18 protein-coding genes and 2 pseudogenes are annotated in these 20,361 nt (G+C 43.0%); 10 read left to right on the forward strand and 10 right to left on the reverse strand.

Translation table 11 applies throughout. The features are described from left to right. Positions 1-19: 19 nt before the first annotated feature. Positions 20-742, reverse strand: coding sequence for a hypothetical protein (locus B1A85_RS22695; RefSeq protein ID WP_104548990.1), 723 nt, complete (start codon positions 740-742; stop codon positions 20-22). Between the two features lie 170 nt (positions 743-912). Here B1A85_RS22695 and uvrA point away from each other — a divergent pair, with 170 nt between their 5' ends. The 3 genes from uvrA to B1A85_RS25005 all read left to right on the forward strand — a co-directional run bounded on the left by uvrA (position 913) and on the right by B1A85_RS25005 (position 5,012). Then, positions 913-3,858, forward strand: coding sequence for an excinuclease ABC subunit UvrA (gene uvrA, locus B1A85_RS22700; RefSeq protein ID WP_104548991.1), 2,946 nt, complete (start codon positions 913-915; stop codon positions 3,856-3,858). Positions 3,859-3,875: 17 nt separating this feature from the next. Next, positions 3,876-4,736 carry a hypothetical protein gene (locus B1A85_RS22705; RefSeq protein ID WP_104548992.1) on the forward strand — a complete coding sequence of 287 codons (861 nt, stop codon included), beginning with the start codon at positions 3,876-3,878 and terminating at the stop codon, positions 4,734-4,736. Between the two features lie 135 nt (positions 4,737-4,871). Further along, positions 4,872-5,012 (forward strand): hypothetical protein, encoded by a 141-nt coding sequence (locus B1A85_RS25005; RefSeq protein ID WP_210404689.1) that lies wholly within the window; start codon positions 4,872-4,874, stop codon positions 5,010-5,012. A gap of 8 nt (positions 5,013-5,020) precedes the next feature. Here B1A85_RS25005 and B1A85_RS22710 read toward each other — a convergent pair whose 3' ends face one another. Together B1A85_RS22710 and B1A85_RS22715 are read right to left on the reverse strand one after the other, a co-directional pair. Then, positions 5,021-5,464 (reverse strand): DUF2358 domain-containing protein, encoded by a 444-nt coding sequence (locus B1A85_RS22710; RefSeq protein WP_104548993.1) that lies wholly within the window; start codon positions 5,462-5,464, stop codon positions 5,021-5,023. A 6-nt stretch (positions 5,465-5,470) separates the two neighbouring features. Then, the gene (locus B1A85_RS22715; RefSeq protein WP_104548994.1) at positions 5,471-6,580 is read right to left on the reverse strand and encodes a glycoside hydrolase family 10 protein; all 1,110 of its coding nucleotides are present in this window, start codon (positions 6,578-6,580) and stop codon (positions 5,471-5,473) included. A 119-nt stretch (positions 6,581-6,699) separates the two neighbouring features. Between B1A85_RS22715 and B1A85_RS22720 the strand changes: the two genes are divergently transcribed. The 3 genes from B1A85_RS22720 (at position 6,700) to B1A85_RS22730 (ending at position 8,939) form a co-directional block, all read left to right on the forward strand. Further along, positions 6,700-7,557, forward strand: a complete 858-nt coding sequence (locus B1A85_RS22720; protein WP_104548995.1) for an alpha/beta fold hydrolase — start codon at positions 6,700-6,702, stop codon at positions 7,555-7,557. 46 nt (positions 7,558-7,603) lie between these two features. Further along, on the forward strand, positions 7,604-8,017 hold the full coding sequence (locus B1A85_RS22725) for a peptide chain release factor 1 (protein ID WP_104548996.1): 414 nt from the start codon (positions 7,604-7,606) through the stop codon (positions 8,015-8,017). Between the two features lie 64 nt (positions 8,018-8,081). Next, on the forward strand, positions 8,082-8,939 hold the full coding sequence (locus B1A85_RS22730) for an NAD(P)-dependent oxidoreductase (RefSeq protein WP_104548997.1): 858 nt from the start codon (positions 8,082-8,084) through the stop codon (positions 8,937-8,939). A gap of 208 nt (positions 8,940-9,147) precedes the next feature. Here the strand turns inward: B1A85_RS22730 and B1A85_RS22735 are convergent, their stop codons facing one another. The 5 genes and pseudogenes from B1A85_RS22735 to B1A85_RS22750 all read right to left on the reverse strand — a co-directional run bounded on the left by B1A85_RS22735 (position 9,148) and on the right by B1A85_RS22750 (position 12,473). After that, positions 9,148-9,570 carry a DUF29 family protein gene (locus tag B1A85_RS22735; RefSeq protein WP_104548998.1) on the reverse strand — a complete coding sequence of 141 codons (423 nt, stop codon included), beginning with the start codon at positions 9,568-9,570 and terminating at the stop codon, positions 9,148-9,150. Between the two features lie 52 nt (positions 9,571-9,622). Next, positions 9,623-9,802: a photosystem II assembly protein Psb34 gene (psb34, locus tag B1A85_RS22740; protein WP_104548999.1), complete on the reverse strand. Its 180-nt coding sequence runs from the start codon at positions 9,800-9,802 to the stop codon at positions 9,623-9,625. Positions 9,803-9,962: 160 nt separating this feature from the next. Further along, positions 9,963-10,754, reverse strand: a pseudogene (locus B1A85_RS26390) (thiazole synthase); the annotation flags it as partial. A 116-nt stretch (positions 10,755-10,870) separates the two neighbouring features. Then, positions 10,871-11,936, reverse strand: a pseudogene (gene thiO, locus B1A85_RS26395) (glycine oxidase ThiO); the annotation flags it as partial. A gap of 198 nt (positions 11,937-12,134) precedes the next feature. Further along, entirely contained in the window at positions 12,135-12,473 is a 339-nt protein-coding gene (locus tag B1A85_RS22750) for a 2Fe-2S iron-sulfur cluster-binding protein (protein WP_104549001.1), read from the reverse strand. Between the two features lie 187 nt (positions 12,474-12,660). Here B1A85_RS22750 and cimA point away from each other — a divergent pair, with 187 nt between their 5' ends. The 4 genes from cimA to ftsH3 all read left to right on the forward strand — a co-directional run bounded on the left by cimA (position 12,661) and on the right by ftsH3 (position 18,041). Next, positions 12,661-14,289, forward strand: a complete 1,629-nt coding sequence (cimA, locus tag B1A85_RS22755) for a citramalate synthase (protein WP_104549002.1) — start codon at positions 12,661-12,663, stop codon at positions 14,287-14,289. Between the two features lie 158 nt (positions 14,290-14,447). Then, positions 14,448-15,242, forward strand: coding sequence for a hypothetical protein (locus B1A85_RS22760; RefSeq protein ID WP_104549003.1), 795 nt, complete (start codon positions 14,448-14,450; stop codon positions 15,240-15,242). A 56-nt stretch (positions 15,243-15,298) separates the two neighbouring features. Beyond that, positions 15,299-16,114, forward strand: a complete 816-nt coding sequence (locus B1A85_RS22765; protein ID WP_168192467.1) for an aminotransferase class IV — start codon at positions 15,299-15,301, stop codon at positions 16,112-16,114. 88 nt (positions 16,115-16,202) lie between these two features. After that, a complete protein-coding gene (gene ftsH3, locus B1A85_RS22770) occupies positions 16,203-18,041 on the forward strand; it encodes an ATP-dependent zinc metalloprotease FtsH3 (protein ID WP_015188582.1) in 1,839 nt (612 codons plus the stop codon). A gap of 307 nt (positions 18,042-18,348) precedes the next feature. On the opposite strand, the gene B1A85_RS22775 is transcribed toward ftsH3, so the two are convergent. Together B1A85_RS22775 and B1A85_RS22780 are read right to left on the reverse strand one after the other, a co-directional pair. Beyond that, complete coding sequence (locus B1A85_RS22775) at positions 18,349-19,281, reverse strand: DUF2382 domain-containing protein (protein WP_104549004.1); 933 nt, start codon at positions 19,279-19,281, stop codon at positions 18,349-18,351. 162 nt (positions 19,282-19,443) lie between these two features. Further along, entirely contained in the window at positions 19,444-20,358 is a 915-nt protein-coding gene (locus B1A85_RS22780; protein ID WP_104549005.1) for a DUF2382 domain-containing protein, read from the reverse strand. Positions 20,359-20,361: the final 3 nt, after the last annotated feature.

Here is a 20,361-nt window from a genome sequence, read left to right on the forward strand (position 1 = left end):
GATTAAATATTGAGCTCATTTAGAAGCCACGTTCTGCTGAAATTAAGTGCATTGCGGCTCGAAGTAGTCTATCTGCAGCACGGTTTTGTGCTAAGTAAGCAAAATTAGCATTATTTGCGATTGGTGTTGTCGCGCTTGCGGTTGTTGATGTTGGAGCATTAGCGACAAGCGATCGCGCGCGGTCAAGTAATTGTCTTACCGTGTTGTCGTTTGAACGGTAATATTGAATTTCCGCCTCGGTTCTAGCAATGCGTTCTTGTGCGCGTTGGGGCGCTTCAATGTAGCTTCTGGAAGGACCGCTAGGACCTTTTTTCCCTATTACGTAACCTAGCTCACTTTCATAGAGGTTCTCAGCAGCCTCGTATATAGCAGCTGCAGCTTTTGCTTGCTCAGATGCTTCAAAGTACTGACCACCTCTAAAGTTAGATTCTGCTCTTTCCATGATTTGTTGAGCGATGGGTAGTAATTCGTTGGCTTGCGAAGATGAAACCTGACTAGCAAGATACGATATGCGATATGAATCTTCTCGCGCTCTAGCAAGGTCACGTCCTGCACGTTCCACTTGTCGATACTCAAGGCTTGCTTGAGAACCACGACCAGATGGTAAAACAACTCCTTGTTGTGCGGGGGCTGTAGGGGTTGCAGGACGTGGTTTTTGGCGTGATTGGGTCATTCCTGGGGTCGCGATCGCGCTTAAGCCAGAAATCGCTAAAAGCGTTGCTAATACTATCGTTTTCCTCATCGATCTTCTGTTAAAATTTATTGCAAAAGTGGTAAAACACGAACAAGGATAACCAGATTGTGGTACTTAATCTCCTGTCTGTAGATAGAAATTGTTGAGAATAACATCTCCTTAACCGCGAACAAGAAGGCAACGCTAAAATCATTAAGCAATGGTTTTTCCTCTGCCTCATGTCTTCTTTTGCTGAAACTTTAGACACGCTGGATGCAAACGGGAATCGTCCCCTGAGTGTGAATCGCGCTAGTCAGAATACAATCCGTATCCGTGGGGCTAGACAGCATAATCTCAAGAATATTGATTTAGAGTTACCGCGCGATCGCTTGATCGTGTTTACTGGTGTATCCGGTTCGGGTAAATCTTCTTTAGCGTTTGATACAATTTTTGCCGAGGGACAGCGGCGCTATGTAGAATCTCTCAGTGCTTACGCTAGGCAGTTTTTAGGACAACTTGATAAACCTGATGTCGAAGCAATTGAAGGCTTAAGTCCGGCAATTTCGATCGATCAAAAATCAACTTCGCACAATCCGCGTTCTACAGTTGGTACTGTAACAGAAATTTACGATTACTTGCGGTTATTGTTCGGACGTGCTGGGAAACCGCATTGCCCAATTTGCGATCGCTCGATTGCACCGCAAACAATCGACGAGATGAGCGATCGCATTATGGAATTACCCGATCGCACCCGCTTTCAGATTCTCGCCCCTGTGGTACGCGGAAAAAAAGGAACGCACCGCAAACTCCTATCTAGCCTTGCTTCCGAAGGATTCGCCCGCGTTAGAATTGATGGAGAAGTCCGCGAACTGAGTGACTCGATTGAACTCGATAAAAATCAAACGCACAACATTGAAGTTGTCATCGATCGCTTAATTAAAAAACCAGGAATTCAAGAACGTCTCACAGATTCGCTAACAACTTGTTTGCGGCGATCGGAAGGAATTGCTGTGATTGAGATTCTCGATCGCGCTGAGGCTGATAATAATGTTGTGATGAAAGCCGCAGAGGATGGAACTACCTACGTTACGTCACCCTTAGAAAAAGAAATCGTCTTCTCCGAAAACTTTGCGTGTCCCGAACATGGTGCGGTGATGGAAGAACTGTCACCACGCTTATTTTCCTTTAATTCGCCGTATGGTGCGTGTCCGCACTGTCATGGATTGGGAAGTTTGCGGACATTTTCACCAGAGTTAGTCGTTCCCGATCCTGCACAGCCAGTTTATGCGGCGATCGCACCCTGGTCAGAAAAAGACAATTCTTACTATCTTTCCTTACTTTATAGTGTCGGGCAAGCTTTTGGGTTTGAACTTAAAACGCTGTGGAAACATCTAACACCCGAACAGCAACACGTGATTTTGCACGGTGCAGAACAACCGATTTGGAACCACGATCGCAATGACTATCGCCGTTACGCAGGTGTCATTCCAATTTTACAGCGACAATATAATGATGCTTCCGAACTGATTAAACAAAAACTCGAACAGTATCTTGTCTATCAACCGTGCGAAGTTTGTCAAGGACAACGCTTAAAACCCGAAGCGCTGGCGGTGCGTTTAGGACAATACCGCATTCTCGATCTTACCGGAGTTTCGATTCGCGACTGTCAGCAGCGGATTCATCATTTAAAACTCAGCGATCGCCAAATGCAAATTGCAGATTTGGTATTGCGCGAAATCAAAGCACGGTTGCAGTTTCTTTTGGATGTAGGGTTAGACTACCTCACTTTAGACCGTCCAGCAATGACGCTTTCAGGTGGAGAAGCGCAACGCATTCGCTTAGCAACACAAATTGGTTCCGGACTTACAGGCGTACTTTATGTTTTAGACGAACCAAGCATCGGATTGCATCAACGCGACAACGGACGCTTGCTACGGACTTTAACGCGATTGCGTGATTTGGGAAATACCTTAATTGTTGTCGAACACGATGAAGAAACCATCCGCGCGGCGGATCACGTTGTTGATATTGGTCCTGGTGCGGGAATTCATGGTGGTAGTATCATCGCGCAAGGTGACTTGCAAGCATTACTAGAAGCAAAAGATTCGCTAACAGGTGCGTATTTATCAGGGCGCAAGGCGATCGCAACACCCGCACAACGACGGGAAGGTAACGGGCGATCGCTGGTGATGAAAAACGCCCACCGCAATAACTTAAAAAATATTGATGTTGAAATTCCCCTTGGTAAACTTGTCTGCGTAACTGGAGTTTCAGGTTCCGGTAAATCAACACTTATTAACGAACTACTTTATCCGGCTTTACAACATCACCTGACGCGCAAAGTGCCATTTCCGCAACACATCGAGGCGGTGGAAGGATTGGACGCAGTTGATAAAGCGATCGTCATCGATCAATCTCCCATCGGACGAACGCCGCGTTCTAACCCCGCTACCTACACGGGGGTTTTTGATGCCATTCGCGACGTTTTTAGTCAAACAATTGAAGCAAAAGCCAGAGGTTATAAGCCAGGACAATTTTCATTTAATGTCAAAGGCGGACGGTGCGAAGCGTGTGGCGGACAAGGTGTCAATGTTATTGAAATGAACTTTCTTCCTGATGTTTACGTGCAGTGTGAAGTCTGTAAAGGTGCGCGGTATAATCGCGAAACACTGCAAGTGAAATATAAAGGAAAATCCATCGCTGATGTTCTTGATATGACAGTAGAGGAAAGCTTAGAGCTTTTCCAAAATATTCCCAAAGCTTTTACGCGATTGCAAACACTAGTCGATGTTGGATTAGGTTATATTAAACTCGGTCAACCGGCAACAACACTATCAGGTGGTGAAGCGCAACGGGTAAAATTAGCAACAGAGTTATCGCGCCGCGCTACAGGAAAAACTTTGTATTTGATTGACGAACCAACAACAGGTTTATCGTTCTATGACGTGCATAAATTATTAGATGTATTGCAACGTTTAGTGGATAAAGGTAATTCAATTTTGGTAATTGAACACAATTTAGATGTGATTCGTTGTAGCGATTGGATTATTGATTTAGGTCCTGAAGGTGGCGATAAAGGTGGTGAATTAGTTGCAGCCGGTACGCCAGAAGCAGTAGCAGAAAATTCACAGTCGTATACAGGGCAATATATTAAGCAGGTTTTACAACAGTATCCAGCTAAGTAAAGAGAAGATAAATATATATGGGAGAGGTTTTTCGTGCTGGGTATCAACCGCAATCGAGGGATACTCATCCTGACGTTGATAAATTTTTAATGCGGGCTTTTCGGAATATGCCTGTTTGGAAGAAAGCGCATCTTGTTGATGAAGCAACGAAGGGAATTCAACAATGGGCGCTGATTGGTATTCGCCATCAATTTCCTAATATAAGTCAAACAGAAATTAAGTTTCAATTAGCAGTTAGATGGTTAGGTGCTAAATTAGCGAATCATTTGTATAAAAATAATCAAGGAAATATTGTAGACGCTGAATCTATACAATTAGCGTTAAAAATTGCAGATATTTTTGATAGTTTAGAAATTCCTTACTTAATTGGTAGTTCGATTGCCAGCTCTATTCTGGGCGAACCTCGCGCTACTTTGGATATAGATTTTGTTGCAGATTTGCAGCTTACTCATGTGCCATCATTACTAACATTAATGAGTGAAGAGTTTTTTATTGAGGAAACAATGGTGACAGAAGCCATTGAGCGTCAGTCGTCATTTAATATTATTCATCTTGAAAGTCTGCTAAAAGTAGATATTTTTCTAGTATCAAATCAACCTTTGGTTCAGTCTGAAATGCAACGACGCCAGCAGCTAATTCTTACTGAAAATCCTCAAAAACTAGCTTGGCTACCTTCTGCTGAAGATATCATTTTACAAAAACTTATTTGGTATCGTATGAGTGGTGAAGTGTCAGACAGGCAATGGCGTGTCGTTTTAGGAGTACTAAAAGTTCAAGCTGATAAACTTGATATTAATTATTTAACTCAATGGGCTGAGAGTTTAAATTTAACAGGGATATTGACAAAAGCATTACAACAAGCTGGAGTCACTATCTAATAGACATTTCTCCTTATCTTCCTTTGTGTTCTTTGTGCCTTTGTGGTTCGTTTAATCACATCATTTTTTGCAAAAATGCGCTAATATTACATAATGTAAAATATCTGTTACACCAAACTATCAACTTAAAAAACTATGGCTGAAATGTCAGACCGTCAAAAAAGGATTATGGAGCATATCGCTCGCAGTAAAGGAGATTTTATCAAAACTCCGATCTATTCAGATCAGCGCAAGCAACAAATTATGGAACACATCCGCTTGAGTCGGGGAAAATAGATGAGGTACTAACTTATACCTTTACTTTTCCCGCTTTGAAAAAACTGTTGTAAGATTTCGCTGGGTTTGCGATCCCAGCGATCTACGTGTTCGTAGATTAAACCTGCTTCACTGAGTTTGTAGGTTGAGTAACCATTAAAGAAAATATGGGCTTTCCACGGTACGCGCAATATACCCCGTACTGTCCAATTAGCAATAATAGTATCTGTTTGTGCTTGATACACGTCGTGCAGATCGAAGTGAATCTCAGTGAAAAATAATTGACCGTGAAATCGTAAAGTCCAAAAAATGATTCGGTAGTTTAGTTTACCCTTAAACTTATTAACTGGATCTTGAAAGTAGATATCTTGAGTGTAAATATCGTAAGAAATATCTTGCTTAAAAAGTGTGGGTAAATCCTCTTTAAGCGTGGCAATGACTTTTTCGATCTGCGATTGATATTCTACGTTCATTGCACCTTAAAAGCGATTTTGGAGGAAGCGAAAAAAGCCATGAATTCCTCGATTTAAATTTGATACAGATTGTCCGCTGTCATTATTATACGGAAGTAACTGCAACACTTTCCCTAAAGCATCCCGATCTTCGCGCAACCCTTCATAAAAGAAGAACACTTCACCGGAAATACCACGACTGCGATTGTAGGCGATCGCCTGTCGCAAGTGTTCGGCACTTATGCGATAAGAACCCAATTTAATCAAGATTCCTGGCGATAATTTTGCTAACTGTTCGCGATTCAACTGCTGCGTGACGCGGTCGACAACTTGTTTGTAACTTGCAAAGTCGCGGCGATAAATTTGCGGATGGATGATATCAACTAAACCGCGATCTAACCAAGTTTTGGAATCTTGAAGGTATTCTTTGAGTCCCCAGTCATAAATATTTGGCGACATTGATACGATCAAATCGGAGTTAATCGCCTTGACTTCTTGATAAAGACGTGCTAAGAAATTTGTTAAAATGTTAGCCCGCCATTGTAGCCATTGAGGATCTTTTGGATTCTGGGATGGATAACAATTAAAAGTTTGCCGATAACGCTCTACAGTACTTGCATCATAACCACCCTCACAAGGCAATGCAGGTAAGCGATCGTCGCCTTGAACGCCATCAACATCATAGTTTCTGACAACTTCTAGCACTAAACTTAACATAAACTCTTGCACTTGTGGATCGAGCGCATTCATCCACTCAAAGCCATTCTTCTTGAGTAAGTTGCCGTTAATATCCCGCGCCGCCCATCCTGGTTTCTTGGCTAAAATCATTCCGCCATTAGAATTGTAAGAACTCGCAAAACCATATTCAAACCACGGAATAACTTTAATTCCAACCCGCCGCGCCTCGACAATAATTTCTGCTAAGGGATCTCTACCTTGATACCGTGGGTCGATTTCTACATCAAACAGCGATCGCATAATTGGACTAGGGTAAAGCGTAAACCCCTTATTCCAAACATCAGGAAACACAACATTAATCCCTGTCTGTGCCAAAAACGCCATTGCTTCAGCAATATTTTGCCGCGAATGCAGTACCCGACTATCAGTATTAGTTATCCAAACACCGCGAATTGCCATCAGTAAATAATTAGGTTATTGGTCATTGGTAACTGGTAATTGGTCATTGGAAAAGCGATTTATCAACACCCCCATTACCCATTGTCCAATCTCACGTAGTTCATTGAAAAAACCGATCTATGTACACAACTGACTGGAAACACGAATACATTACTACCAACGGCATCAAACTGCACTACGTCACTCAAGGAGATGGTCCTTTAATGTTAATGTTGCATGGGTTCCCAGAATTTTGGTACTCATGGCGGCATCAAATTCCAGAGTTTGCTAAAGATTATAAAGTTGTTGCCTTAGACTTGCGCGGTTACAACGATAGCGACAAACCAAAACAACAGTCAGCGTATGTAATGCGCGAATTTCTGCAAGATGTTCAAGGCGTCATTACCGGACTGGGATACGACAAGTGTATTTTAGTCGGACACGATTGGGGAGGTGCGATCGCGTGGAGTTTTGCCCACACTTACCCAGAAATGGTAGAACGTCTCATAGTCATGAACATACCTCATCCTGCCAAATTTGCTGAGGGACTGCGTACGCCACAACAACTCATGCGTAGTTCGTATATGTTTCTCTTTCAGCTACCCTGGCTACCAGAAATGCTGCTGCAAGCTTCAGACTACCAAGCAATTGAGACAGCTTTCAAAGGAATGGCAGTCAATAAAAGTGCTTTTACCCAAGCGGACATAGACGCCTACAAAGACGCAGCCAGCAAACGCGGTGCATTAACTGCTGCACTCAATTATTACCGTAACGTATGGCAACAAGGATTACTCAAGCATAACTGGGATGTTTTAGAAGTTCCAACGTTACTCATTTGGGGTGAAAACGATACTGCACTTGGTAAAGAACTCACCTACGGTACAGATAAATATGTCAGGAACTTACAAATCAAATATATTCCCAACTGTAGCCACTGGGTACAGCAAGAAAAACCACAGTTAGTTAATCAATATATGCGCGAGTTTCTAGCAACATAGACAGCGTTTGATAAAATCAAGTCATTCTCACAGCATTTTCTGTCATATGCGCGATCCTCTGCGAAGTTTGAAGTTTTTACCTTGGCGATCGCTGCTACAAGTTGCGCTGCTAGTTGCTGTCATTGTCATCGTTTTAGACTTTCTTCTCGCCTTGGGGTACATTCAATCAAATGTATTCCAACGTTTACTCATGTTGGTATACGCCCCACCGTTAGGAATCATCATCTCTTTAGCCATATCCTTAGGAATTGGGGCGCTAGGAGTTTATTTATTAGAGCGCTATTATCGCCTAGTCTCAATCAACACAGGTTCCTTATGGGCATTAGTTCTGTGTTTAGCGGTCATTCTATTTCTCAAATCTCTTCTACCACTACCAGCCGTTCTCTTTAACCTCAACCAAGCAACTTTAATCGGAATTATTATTGGTGTCTTCTGGAAAGGACGCCCCTACTGGCGTTAATTTATCATTATCTCCTTATTTCTTTTTTCTGCGTCTCTGTGTTCCTTAAAAAAGGACTAAATTAATGAAAGTAGGATTTCTCGGTACTGGACTCATGGGGCTTCCCATGGCACAAAGATTACTAAATGCCAATCTTGAACTCATTGCCTACAACCGTACTACAGAAAAACTGATACCACTCAAAGAAGCTGGTGCAGAAATTGCAACACATCCGCAAGTAGTCATACAAGCCGCAGAATGTATCATTTTAATGCTGACAGATGCTGCCGCGATCCACAGCGTACTTTTTTCTGACTCCTCTCAAGAACTAGCCGGAAAAACAATAATTCAAATGGGAACAATTTCCCCTACCGATAGCAAAGAACTTCGCGACAACGTTGTTGCAGCCAAAGGCGAATACTTAGAAGCACCTGTTTTGGGTAGTATCCCCGAAGCAACCGCAGGCAAATTAATTGTTATGGTAGGTGCAACCAAAGAACAATTTCAACAGTGGTTGCCATTATTGCAAAACTTTGGTTCTGAACCTCTACACATAGGTGAAGTTGGTACGGCTGCGGCGGTAAAACTCGCCCTCAATCAACTTATTGCTTCGCTAACAACGGCTTTTGCGCAAAGTTTGGCATTAATCCAGCATCAGGGAATTGATGTGGAATTGTTTATGCAGATTCTGCGCAACAGTGCATTATACGCGCCGACTTTTGATAAAAAATTGTCAAGAATGGTCGAGCGTAATTACGATCGTCCCAATTTTCCCACAAAACACTTACTCAAAGACATCAATTTATTCATTGCTGAAGCGCAAGCTGCTGGCTTAAATGTAAGTGGAGCAGAAGGTGTTAGACAAATTATTGAAGCTGCAACGAGTCAAGGTTTTGCTGACGCAGATTATTCCGCGCTATTTTCTGCTGTCAATCCTAAGTAGTTTGGTAGAGGTCAACGATTGGAGGTCAGAGTTGAAAGCGAATTAAATCAACCTAAACCTCGTGTAGAGGTATCCTCTATTGAGGGAAGTTATCAAGATAATAGTTTTGAACTTGTATACTGTCCTAACTTTTCCCTCAATTGTTATATAAAACAAATTCAGGAACCTAAGTGACAACTCATAAGAAAGTGAATCGCAGCTTTTTTGATTAAGCTTGGCATTCCACTAGGGCGCGCTGTATTATAACATCTTTATCAATCATCGCCTCAATTTCCTCTGGCTCCAACACTCCTTCAAATATTTCCAAAGAAGCAGAGTTAAGCGCAACCGCAAAAACGCTTTCAAAACATTCTTTTAACTCTTCAGAGTTAAGATAATGCCCGCCTGCCTTTCGGCGTTTATTTAATTCCTTAATTTTGAACGCTGAGTTGCGAATAGAAACATTCCACGACTTTGTTGTTCGCTTTTCTGCATATTGCTTAATTAAGTGCTTAAGCAAAACAACAGCATAACTCTGGATGTTATTGATTTTATCGTCGCGGCTCATTTCTTCTAGTTCGTCAACGATCGCCAAGGCAGACGAAAGATCGCCGCGTAGTATTTTTTCCCTAAGTTCTGCTAGCTCTTCCATGCACGACGATACTCCTGCAGTACTTTCCAGTTTTGAGTGTACTGCTTATATATCAGCTAACGCTAGATACCGAGAAGGCGACAAAAATGACTCCACTGACTAAGACGGCGGCTAGAACTCCCCAGATGACAAAATTGCGCTGCTGTGCTTTAGTTGGGGGTTCTGCTGTGTACATCTTTGGTTCTTTGGCAAAATTGTTAAGACGTCCGCCTTCTTCTGTGGTATAGGGCATGAGTGTAATCCTTTTTTTTCTGCTTATTTTAACTAAGCGTAATCACGACTAGTATATATACTCTACCACCTTAGCAACAAATCTTTACAAGGAAAATGCTGTGAGTGGATAGCGGCTAGTGACTAGTATGTAGTACAAGAACCACTCATCTAAATTTTCCCTAGCTGGTAATCTTACCTGAAAGCGGCGAACTAGCGCTAGCATAACTCTTGACAGGAATTCTGCCCGCGAGAAAAGCAAGTCGTCCTGCGATCGCTGCCATACTCATCGCGCGTGCCATTGCGGGTGGGTTTTGGGCTTGGGCGATCGCGGTATTAATTAACAAAGCATCTGCACCTAATTCCATTGCTTGTGCGGCTTCGCTGGGAGTTCCGATTCCCGCATCTACGACAACTGGAACATTGGCATTTTCGATGATAATTTGAATATTTGCGGTGGTTTTCAATCCTTGACCCGAACCAATCGGTGAAGCTAATGGCATTACAGTAGCGCACCCAACTTCTTCTAACCGCTTAGCTAGCATCGGATCGGCATTAATATAGGGAAGTACAGCAAAGCCTTCTTGGACTAACTTTTCCGCAGCTTCTAATGTGCCAATCGGATCGGGAAGTAAATACTTTGGATCGGGAATAACTTCTAATTTGACAAAGTTATTTTCTTCTTGTCCTAACAACTTCGCCATTTCTCGCCCTAACCGCGCGACGCGAATCGCCTCTTCTGCTGTTTGACAACCCGCAGTATTGGGTAGCATCCAGATTTTATTCCAATCTAAGGCTTCTGCTAAACCTTCGTGCCCTGGTGCATTCGTTTGAACGCGACGTACTGCAACGGTGACAATTTCGCAACCGCTGGCGACGACACTCTGCTGCATTTGTTCGATGCTGCGATACTTTCCTGTACCCGTCATCAAGCGCGAGTTGAATTTACGTCCTGCAATTATTAAAGGAGTATCAATGTCTACTGATGATGCTATTGGTTTTGCGATCGTTTGCATTTTTGCTGAAGGTGATAAAAATTGTATTGGCGATGATTTTGGCAACGCCGGAGTCAGTTTATTTTCTGGGTAAAACCGCGAGAAATGAAAGTGTTCTAACAAAGGATGCGATTTTTGTTGCCAAATGTACTGGGCAATTAACTTTGCCGTAACGGGTGCTAATAAAATACCATTGCGATAATGTCCAGTCGCCAGCGTCAAATTCTGGCAAAGGCTAGAACCGAGAATTGGTAATTCATCAGGTGTTGCAGGACGAAATCCCCACCATAATTCATCAATCGGATATTGCTGTAATTGTGGTAGTAAGCGCGTTGCATTTTGTAACAAAGTTTGAATTCCTTGTGGGGTATTGTATGGTGTCAATCCCACATCTTCACTTGTTGCGCCAATAACAATTCGGCGATCGCGACGCGGCACAATATACGTGTCTTGTCCATACAAAACTCGCTGTAGCGGTAATTCATAATGACTTTCAGGAACTCGCAGCGATAACATTTGTCCTTTTTTTGGGCGTACCGCAATCGGTAATAATTCGTTTGACCAAGCACCCGCAGCTAGCACATAATGTTCAGCACGATAGACACCTGCCGAAGTTTGCACGCCAATGACACGCCGCTGCTGTTGTTGAATTGCTTGTACAGTGACGTTATCTTGTAAATCGACACCTAACGCCTCAGCCGCTGTCCACAGCGATCGCATCAACGCCCGATTATCTACTTGTCCATCTTCGGGATACCACCAACCGCCAACGACATCGCGACTCAATCCTGGTTGATATAAGTGAATCGCATCTCGATCTAGCCAGTAAGCAACCGCATCATCTTCTGCTGTATGAGTGGGTTCTTGATACACAGGGGCTAAAATTCCACAAGCCCAATATCCTGTCGTCACACCAGAAAGTTGTTCGAGTTTATCGACCCATTCAGGATACAGCGATCGCGATTCTAAGCATAAGTCGCGCATTGCCCCAGAAGGAAGTTTCTCCGCCTGCGGTGCTAGCATTCCCGCTGCTGCATGACTTGCTGCTGCGCGAAAATCGCGACTCAGTACCGTCACCGAGGCGCCACAAAGTTTCAGTTCAACTGCGATCGCTAAACCGACAACGCCGCCACCAATAATTAAAATGTCACTTGTCGTCATTGCTAAAAAGCAGACTTCCCTCTACTGCGGATCGAATTCAAAAGTTCACGCGCCTATCTCTAGACTAACGCTAATCGAGTAGCGAGTGGAATGAACGAAGCCCACTATTATAGTATTTCTCCTCTGCCCACGCCAGTCGCCTCAACGGGGGAAACCCCCGCACGGCGCAGGCTCCTCTGCCCCTCTGCTCCCTCTGCCTTATTCCTCTACTGTCCACACAATATCCGTACCTTGTCCCCAAAAACCGTTAAATTTTGTCACTTTCACATCACCTAATACTTGAGTTTGACAAGCCAAACGTAAGTTTCTTGTAGGATCGTGGGGAGGAAGCGATCGCCGTGCTTTGTCACGCCAGTTAGTTTCTGATACTTCTCCTTCAACAAAGACAGCGCAGGTACCACAAGTACCTATTCCGCGACAGTTAATGATTGTGGCGTTGCCATTGTGGGGGTTGACTTCATTTTGGAGCAAAACTTGACGCAAATTAGCGCCGCGATCGCATACGATTGTTTTTCTTTGGGCTAGCACTTTTACCATAGGTGTGAGTAGATGGAAATTTCAAGTTTGGTAATAGGTAATGTATTGATGAATTTTCTTGCCAATTACCAATGACCTGTTACCAATTTTTAAGTTACGTTTATTTTCACCGATTAACTTACCTTCTTTAGTGGCATTTTTCTAAAATACTCTTCTCCAGGTTTCAACTTTTGTCCCGTTTCTACCTATGAATGCAAATTCCTCCAATCGACTTTGGATTTATGACACGACATTACGCGATGGTACTCAGCGCGAGGGACTATCTGTGTCAATTGAAGACAAACTACGAATTGCCCGTAGGTTAGATCAATTAGGGATACCCTTTATTGAAGGCGGTTGGCCTGGAGCCAATCCCAAGGATGTACAATTTTTCTGGCAATTGCAAGAAGAACCGCTTCAGCAAGCAGAAATTGTGGCGTTTTGTTCGACTCGTCGTCCGCATATTCCCGCTTCTGAAGATCCACTTTTACAAGCAATTCTCTCAGCCGGAACGCGCTGGGTGACTATTTTTGGTAAATCGTGGGATTTGCACGTTACCGAAGGCTTAAAAACTAGCCTCAACGAAAACTTGGTAATGATTCAGGATACAATTGCGTACCTGCGCAGCCAAGGACGCCGCGTCATTTACGATGCTGAACATTGGTTTGATGGCTTTAAGTACAATCGCGAATATGCTTTAGAAACTTTGCGTACGGCGATCGCAGCTGGTGCGGAATGGCTTGTCTTATGCGATACGAATGGCGGTACTTTACCACACGAAGTCGGCGCAATCGTTAAAGATGTTGTGGAAGTCATCGGCGATCGCAACTCACCTCAAATCGGTATCCATACCCACAATGATTCTGATACTGCGGTAGCAAATGCGATCGCGGGTGTCCTCGAAGGCGCGAGAATGGTACAAGGCACGATGAATGGTTATGGCGAACGTTGCGGTAATGCTAACTTGTGTTCGCTGATTCCCAACTTACAACTAAAGTTAGGCTACTCGTGTATTCAAGCCGAACAACTTGCCCAACTCGCCCAAACAAGCCGTTTCATTAGCGAAGTCGTCAATCTTGCACCAGACGATCACGCACCGTTTGTTGGACGTTCAGCGTTTGCCCATAAAGGCGGTATTCATGTTTCTGCGGTTGAACGCAATCCTTTAACTTACGAACACATTCAACCCGAACAAGTTGGTAACAGTCGCCGTATTGTGATTTCCGATCAAGCAGGATTAAGTAATGTCATTGCCAAAGCACGCACTTTTGGTATCGAACTTGATAAGCAAAACCCCGCTGCTCGTCAAATTTTACAGCACCTCAAAAACCTGGAAAGCCAAGGTTATCAATTTGAAGCTGCTGAAGCTAGCTTTGACTTATTAATGCGCGAAGCTTTAGGAAAACGCCAGCAGTTTTTTACTATTAAAGGCTTTCAAGTTCACTGCGATTTAGTATCAGGAATTGACCAACAAAATAGTGGGGCATTAGCAACAGTCAAAGTCACAGTCAACGGTCAAGATATTCTAGAAGCCGCAGAAGGTAATGGTCCAGTAGCCGCGTTAGATGCAGCACTACGCAAAGCGTTAGTCAACTTTTATCCACAAATTGCCGAATTTGAACTCTCCGACTACAAAGTACGAATCCTCGACGAACATAGCGGCACTTCAGCAAAAACTCGCGTCTTAGTAGAATCACGCAGTCAACAGCAACGTTGGACAACTGTCGGTGTTTCTACGAATATTTTAGTAGCCTCTTATCAAGCAGTAGTAGAAGGATTAGAATATGGCTTGTTATTACATTCATCTACGGAGGTGGCATTAAGTACGCACCAATAAAATGGTAATAGGTAATCGGTAATGGGTAATATAATTTTGAGTTTTGAATTGAAAAGACCAATGACTAATTAGCGACTACCAAGTTTTAAATTACATTAATTTCACTCGCTCGCTAGTTGTTACGAACTTCTGTTTATATTAATCTGTACAGACTCAAGATGTTGACTGCATTACGGAGATACCAAGAACCAATAGCTGCATCTATTGCCGTAATTTTGTGCGTATTTGGAGTGGTTGCGCTACAAATACCTCAATTAAATCAGTTAAATACACGTAAAACGCTTACTAAAGAAGCACTTATAAGAGAAACTGAAGCTGAAAAAGTTCGACTTAATTTGTTAAGACAACTCCCTAGTTTTGGCTTTGATAATCTCGTAGCTAACTGGGTATTTTTAAATTTTCTTCAATATTTTGGCGATGATGAAGTTCGTCCACAAACAGGCTATAGCCTAAGCCCTGAATATTTTGAAATCATCTTAGACCGCGATCCGCGTTTTTTACAAGCATACTTATTTCTTTCTTCTAGTACCTCACTTTATGCAGGAATGCCAGAGCGAGCGATCGCATTAATGAATCGAAATTTAAAACTTCTTTCTCCGACTGTACCGCAAAGATCTTATTATATTTGGCGTTACAAAGGAATTGATGAATTGTTGTTTCTAGGAGATTCTGTCGCAGCACAGCAATCGTTTACAACCGCAGCCGAGTGGGCGAGTGTTTACGCTGATGAAGAAAGCAAACAAGTCGCTGCAATTTCCCAAAAAACAGCAGAATTTCTTTCTCGTAACCCCAACAGTAAATCAGCACAAGTGGGTGCTTGGACAATGGTTCTCAGCAATCCAGTTGATGCAGCAACGCGTGATTTGGCAATTCGTCGCATTCAAGCGCTTGGGGGTGAAGTTTCCATTTCTCCTGAAGGAGTTGTACAAGTAAAACCACCACAAGAAGATTAAGAAAGCTTGGCGAATGCATTCGCGGCTTAAAGACAAAGTTCACCCGCGTGGACTAAGTGTATAGGAGGCAAAGTAATATCTATTGGTACAACGGTCAACTAATTTTAAGTAACACTTTAGAAATTGCAGTTGACGAGCCTGGTTTATTGTATGGAGCTACTGTATTTACAACGCTGCGAGTTTATCATCAATCACTCGCGCATCCTTTAACTAATTGGCAAGCCCATTGCGATCGCCTCCGTTACAGCATTGAAACCTTTGGCTGGCGATCGCCAAATTGGGCGCAAATCGCGCAAGGTGCAATAAATTTAATACCGCACTTTCCCGTTCTCAGAATAACTATCTTCCCTGATGGCAGCGAATTAATTACCGGAAGACAGCTACCTCCAGACTTGACAAATAAACAAAAATATGGCGTAAAAGCTTGGGTGACCGCAGAATTTGCGCGATCGCTACCAATGCATAAAACAGGTAACTATCTATCGGCGTGGTTAGCGAGATTAGCAGCACAGCAACACTCAGCAGAGGAAGCAATTTTAGTTGACGAACAGGGAAATTGGTTAGAGACGAGTACGGGCAATTTATGGGGGTGGCGCGATAACTGTTGGTGGACGCCGCCATTATCAGCAGGAATACTACCAGGAGTTGCGCGATCGCAACTATTAGAATGGATAAAACAGTATTGTCGAGTTCAAGAGGAACCTTGGTTTGCAGATACAGTCGATACGTTTGAGGCGATCGCCTACTCTAATAGCGTTGTCGAAGTGATTCCGATCCATACAGCGATCGAACAGCATGGAGAAGTCATCCAAAAGACGTACGATCCCTACCACTCTAGTCTCAAGCTATTGCGACAACTTTACATAGCATGACAACTAGTCAAAAATTAATGTAGATTAAGAATAGTTAACAATTCCCATAAAAGCGCCCTCGCACATTAAATTAGGAGGATTGACCTCGGTGAATAAACGGTGGAGAAACGCGGGGCTGTACGCACTGCTTGCTGTTGTTGTCGTTGCGCTAGGAACAGCGTTCTTCGATAGACAACCTCAAAGTCGAGAAACATGGCGTTACAGTCAATTTATTCAAGAAGTAGAACAAGGCAGAGTTGAGCGAGTTAGCTTAAGTGCAGACCGCACTAGAGCCTTAGTCACGCCCTTAGACGGTGAAAAACGAGTCGTAAACTTACCAAACGACCCTGACTTAATCAATATTCTGACTAGAAATCAAGTAGATATCTCTGTTTTGCCACAAACCGATGATGGTTTTTGGTTTAGAGCATTAAGCAGTTTATTTGTACCAGCACTACTTTTAGTTGGTTTATTTTTCTTACTGCGGCGCGCGCAAAATGGTCCTGGTAGTCAGGCGATGAACTTTGGTAAATCCAAAGCCAGAGTCCAGATGGAACCGCAAACCCAAGTAACCTTTGGTGACGTTGCAGGTATCGACCAAGCCAAGCTAGAACTCAACGAAGTTGTAGACTTTCTGAAAAACGCTGACCGCTTCACCGCAGTCGGGGCAAAAATTCCTAAAGGCGTGCTGCTAGTTGGACCTCCAGGAACGGGTAAAACGTTACTCGCGCGTGCAGTTGCGGGAGAAGCAGGCGTTCCGTTCTTCTCGATCTCAGGTTCAGAATTCGTCGAAATGTTCGTGGGTGTTGGTGCTTCCCGCGTGCGTGACTTGTTTGAACAAGCAAAAGCTAATGCACCTTGTATCGTGTTCATCGATGAAATTGACGCCGTTGGTCGTCAGCGTGGTGCTGGCTTAGGCGGTGGTAACGACGAACGCGAACAAACCCTCAACCAGTTACTAACCGAAATGGATGGTTTTGAGGGTAATACGGGTATTATCATCATCGCGGCGACGAACCGTCCTGACGTCCTTGATGCTGCATTATTGCGCCCAGGTCGTTTTGACCGTCAAGTTGTTGTCGATCGTCCTGACTACGCAGGAAGAGTCGAAATTCTCAAAGTTCACGCGCGTGGTAAAACCTTAGCGAAAGATGTTGACGTTGAAAAGATTGCGCGTCGCACTCCTGGCTTTACAGGTGCAGATTTATCAAACTTGTTGAACGAAGCTGCGATTTTAGCCGCACGCCGAAATTTAACGGAAATTTCCATGGATGAAGTCAACGATGCGATCGATCGCGTTTTGGCAGGTCCAGAGAAGAAAGACCGCGTGATGAGCGAAAAGCGCAAAACTTTAGTAGCCTACCACGAAGCTGGTCACGCTTTAGTTGGTGCGTTAATGCCTGACTACGACCCTGTACAGAAAATTAGCATTATTCCGCGCGGTCGCGCCGGTGGTTTAACTTGGTTTACTCCAAGCGAAGACCGCATGGAAACAGGGCTTTACAGCCGTTCCTACCTAGAAAACCAAATGGCGGTAGCTTTGGGCGGTCGTATTGCTGAAGAAATCATCTTTGGCGAAGAAGAAGTGACAACAGGTGCTTCTAACGACTTACAGCAAGTGGCTCGCGTAGCACGTCAAATGGTAACGCGTTTTGGAATGAGCGATCGCTTAGGTCCTGTAGCGTTAGGTCGCCAACAAGGGAATATGTTCCTTGGTCGCGATATCGTTGCTGAACGCGATTTCTCCGAAGAAACAGCAGCAGCAATTGATGACGAAGTTCGTGAATTAGTAGAAGTTGCTTATCGCCGCGCAAAAGAAGTTCTTGTCAGCAACCGTCACATTCTCGATCAGCTAGCACAAATGTTGATTGATAAAGAAACAGTAGACGCAGAAGAACTGCAAGAACTGCTAGCAAATAGCGATGTTAAAACTGCTGCTTTTGCTTAATTTGCAGTGGCTACAGCGGTTAACAAGCTAAAAACTTAAACACCTAGGGTAATTTTAGTGAGTGCTAAAATTACCCTTATTTTTTCTCTACATAATGTCCTTTAAAACAGGACGGTAATTGGTTTCAGGAAAACCCTGCTTTTTTACTGGTTCATATAAAGTGCAAGTCACCAATTTTGGAGATTTAGGGTGCGAGTAGAGTAGGTGTAATACCTATCAACATTATCTTACGAGCAATAGAAGATTTCGCACAAAAATAGGACAAGATGTACATCCTGTCCCGTCTAAATTAATGGTTTAAAATAGCCTATGAAGCTTCAACTTTAGGTTTACCCGAAGCCCGCTCGAACCATTCTTGATAGGTTTTTTGACGTTCAGCATCTTCAACAACAATTTCGACGCGGACTTTTTTACACCCTTGACGGCGTTCGAGTGCGATCGCATTTAATAACAAGCTAGCAATTTTAGGTGAATCAAATTCCCCACTTACTGTTAAACCATTAGCCGATCCTATTCTCGTACCAAACGATTGTGTTGATTGGTTGGCGTCTCCTTCACGCAACTCAATTCCGGTAAGTTCCTCTTGTCCTAGTTCGATTTCAGCAAGTTGTTTGTGCTCTGGACTTACTTGTTCAACAATCAGTTTTTCCCGTCTTACGGGAATTTCCACCATCCGAGTTTCTATTTCTTTACGGACAATAACCTCGCCTACTTTGCGTTTGTTGCGGTCAACAATGATTCTTTCTCCAAGCAAGCGCACAATTTCATCTGCTAATCCTTCTGAGTTACTTGATTTAGATTCTACAGCTATTGCATCTTCAGAAGGTTCGCTGCTACTAGGGGTCATAGCCGTATATTCTGTTGTATTAGCAGGTGGTACGGGGTTATTATTTTCTGGATATTCCATTGTCGATCTTCCTGTAGCTATACATTGCGGTAAATTTTTACTTTCTATTGGACTGATATTTACCAAAACAGTCTTATTTATCGGATCTATTTTCTGAACCAACTTACTAACTAATAAAACTGGCTCAGTTGTTTGTAAATCTTCTAACAATAAAACTAAATTAATTTGTTTATTCTTATCTAGTTTTACATCGATTACTGTAGCAAATGTTTTGCCCTGGTTATCCAAGACAACGAAGTTACTTAACTTGCTTTTGAGTTTTTCTAATAGTGCATCTATACGGTTATGGATTGGTATAGATTCATCTCTTAGCAAAAACTTTTGACTGTTCATTTTATTTCACAACATAGCTTACTTTTACTATTGCGCAAAACTGATTATCTTATTTATTTTTATTATTTATAAAATAAAAGTAGGGGATGTTAATGTATTTTTACCCCTACTTTTCCACCGCTTAAACTTTAAAAAGCGCAAAGCGTCAAAGTGAAACTTTATCTATACGCGGTCATTTGGTAGACGGTCTTTGTTTTCAACAACGGTACCTTCGTTATGAATGTCTAACTCTTCACGACGAATAGTTTCTTGAGCCTGAACTGTTTCTTGATCTACTTCTTTTCTAACTCGAACTTCTTCACGAACAAAGGCTTCCTTGCGTACTTCTGGAGTTTCTTCGTAAAGTTCTACGCGAGTTGTTTCACCTTCACCAAATCTAACTTGGCTGGGATCGACAGCTTTTCCAGCATCAGTAGGAGATACTCTCTCAATAACTACACGCTCTTTTTCAATGGGAATAGAAACCTGCGCAGTTTCTGTTTCTACACGCTTACCGATAGAAACTTCCCCAGCTTTTCTGCGAACTTTGTTAGCGACGAGACGCTCTTGATAAAGCTTAAGATTTTGATTTGTATCCTCTTTCAAACCGTACAAATCTTCATCATACTTATAATCATAGGTATCGCGAGTGTAATTTTGTCTGGGAGCAGGAGCCGCCATACCAACAGTTGATGCTGTATCTAACGGTGCGCCTTCTAGCGGCATCTCAGCAGTTGCTGTTTGACCGCGATATACACCACGAACACGCTCTTCATAGTCGTAATCGACTGTCATGCTTTCATCAAATTCTGGCAAGTTTTCTGCCTGTTCTCTTGTCATTCCTACTGCGTATACGCGGTCTGCACCGTAGTCGATCCGCGAACGACCAACAGGCATTAATACTTTCTTACCAAAAATCCAGAAACCTAGATCTACAATAAAATAACGAAAATTTCCTTCTTCGTCTACTAAAACGTCGCTTACTGTACCAATTTTTTCATCCGTTCCTTGCGCGTATACGCTCATTCCCTTGACGTCATTACCATCAAAAGCTTCGCGATAATCGGGGTCAAAATCACTAATTTTTAGAAGTGCCATACA

Source organism: Chroococcidiopsis sp. TS-821, assembly GCF_002939305.1.
Lineage (GTDB): Bacteria > Cyanobacteriota > Cyanobacteriia > Cyanobacteriales > Chroococcidiopsidaceae > Chroogloeocystis.

Bases quoted from the DNA above. Each gene is read 5' to 3' on its own strand.
- B1A85_RS22695 (WP_104548990.1), bottom strand. From the start codon at position 742: ATGAGGAAAACGATAGTATTAGCAACGCTTTTAGCGATTTCTGGCTTA.
- uvrA (WP_104548991.1), top strand. From the start codon at position 913: ATGTCTTCTTTTGCTGAAACTTTAGACACGCTGGATGCAAACGGGAAT.
- B1A85_RS22705 (WP_104548992.1), top strand. From the start codon at position 3,876: ATGGGAGAGGTTTTTCGTGCTGGGTATCAACCGCAATCGAGGGATACT.
- B1A85_RS25005 (WP_210404689.1), top strand. From the start codon at position 4,872: ATGGCTGAAATGTCAGACCGTCAAAAAAGGATTATGGAGCATATCGCT.
- B1A85_RS22710 (WP_104548993.1), bottom strand. From the start codon at position 5,464: ATGAACGTAGAATATCAATCGCAGATCGAAAAAGTCATTGCCACGCTT.
- B1A85_RS22715 (WP_104548994.1), bottom strand. From the start codon at position 6,580: ATGGCAATTCGCGGTGTTTGGATAACTAATACTGATAGTCGGGTACTG.
- B1A85_RS22720 (WP_104548995.1), top strand. From the start codon at position 6,700: ATGTACACAACTGACTGGAAACACGAATACATTACTACCAACGGCATC.
- B1A85_RS22725 (WP_104548996.1), top strand. From the start codon at position 7,604: ATGCGCGATCCTCTGCGAAGTTTGAAGTTTTTACCTTGGCGATCGCTG.
- B1A85_RS22730 (WP_104548997.1), top strand. From the start codon at position 8,082: ATGAAAGTAGGATTTCTCGGTACTGGACTCATGGGGCTTCCCATGGCA.
- B1A85_RS22735 (WP_104548998.1), bottom strand. From the start codon at position 9,570: ATGGAAGAGCTAGCAGAACTTAGGGAAAAAATACTACGCGGCGATCTT.
- psb34 (WP_104548999.1), bottom strand. From the start codon at position 9,802: ATGCCCTATACCACAGAAGAAGGCGGACGTCTTAACAATTTTGCCAAA.
- B1A85_RS22750 (WP_104549001.1), bottom strand. From the start codon at position 12,473: ATGGTAAAAGTGCTAGCCCAAAGAAAAACAATCGTATGCGATCGCGGC.
- cimA (WP_104549002.1), top strand. From the start codon at position 12,661: ATGAATGCAAATTCCTCCAATCGACTTTGGATTTATGACACGACATTA.
- B1A85_RS22760 (WP_104549003.1), top strand. From the start codon at position 14,448: ATGTTGACTGCATTACGGAGATACCAAGAACCAATAGCTGCATCTATT.
- B1A85_RS22775 (WP_104549004.1), bottom strand. From the start codon at position 19,281: ATGAACAGTCAAAAGTTTTTGCTAAGAGATGAATCTATACCAATCCAT.
- B1A85_RS22780 (WP_104549005.1), bottom strand. From the start codon at position 20,358: ATGGCACTTCTAAAAATTAGTGATTTTGACCCCGATTATCGCGAAGCT.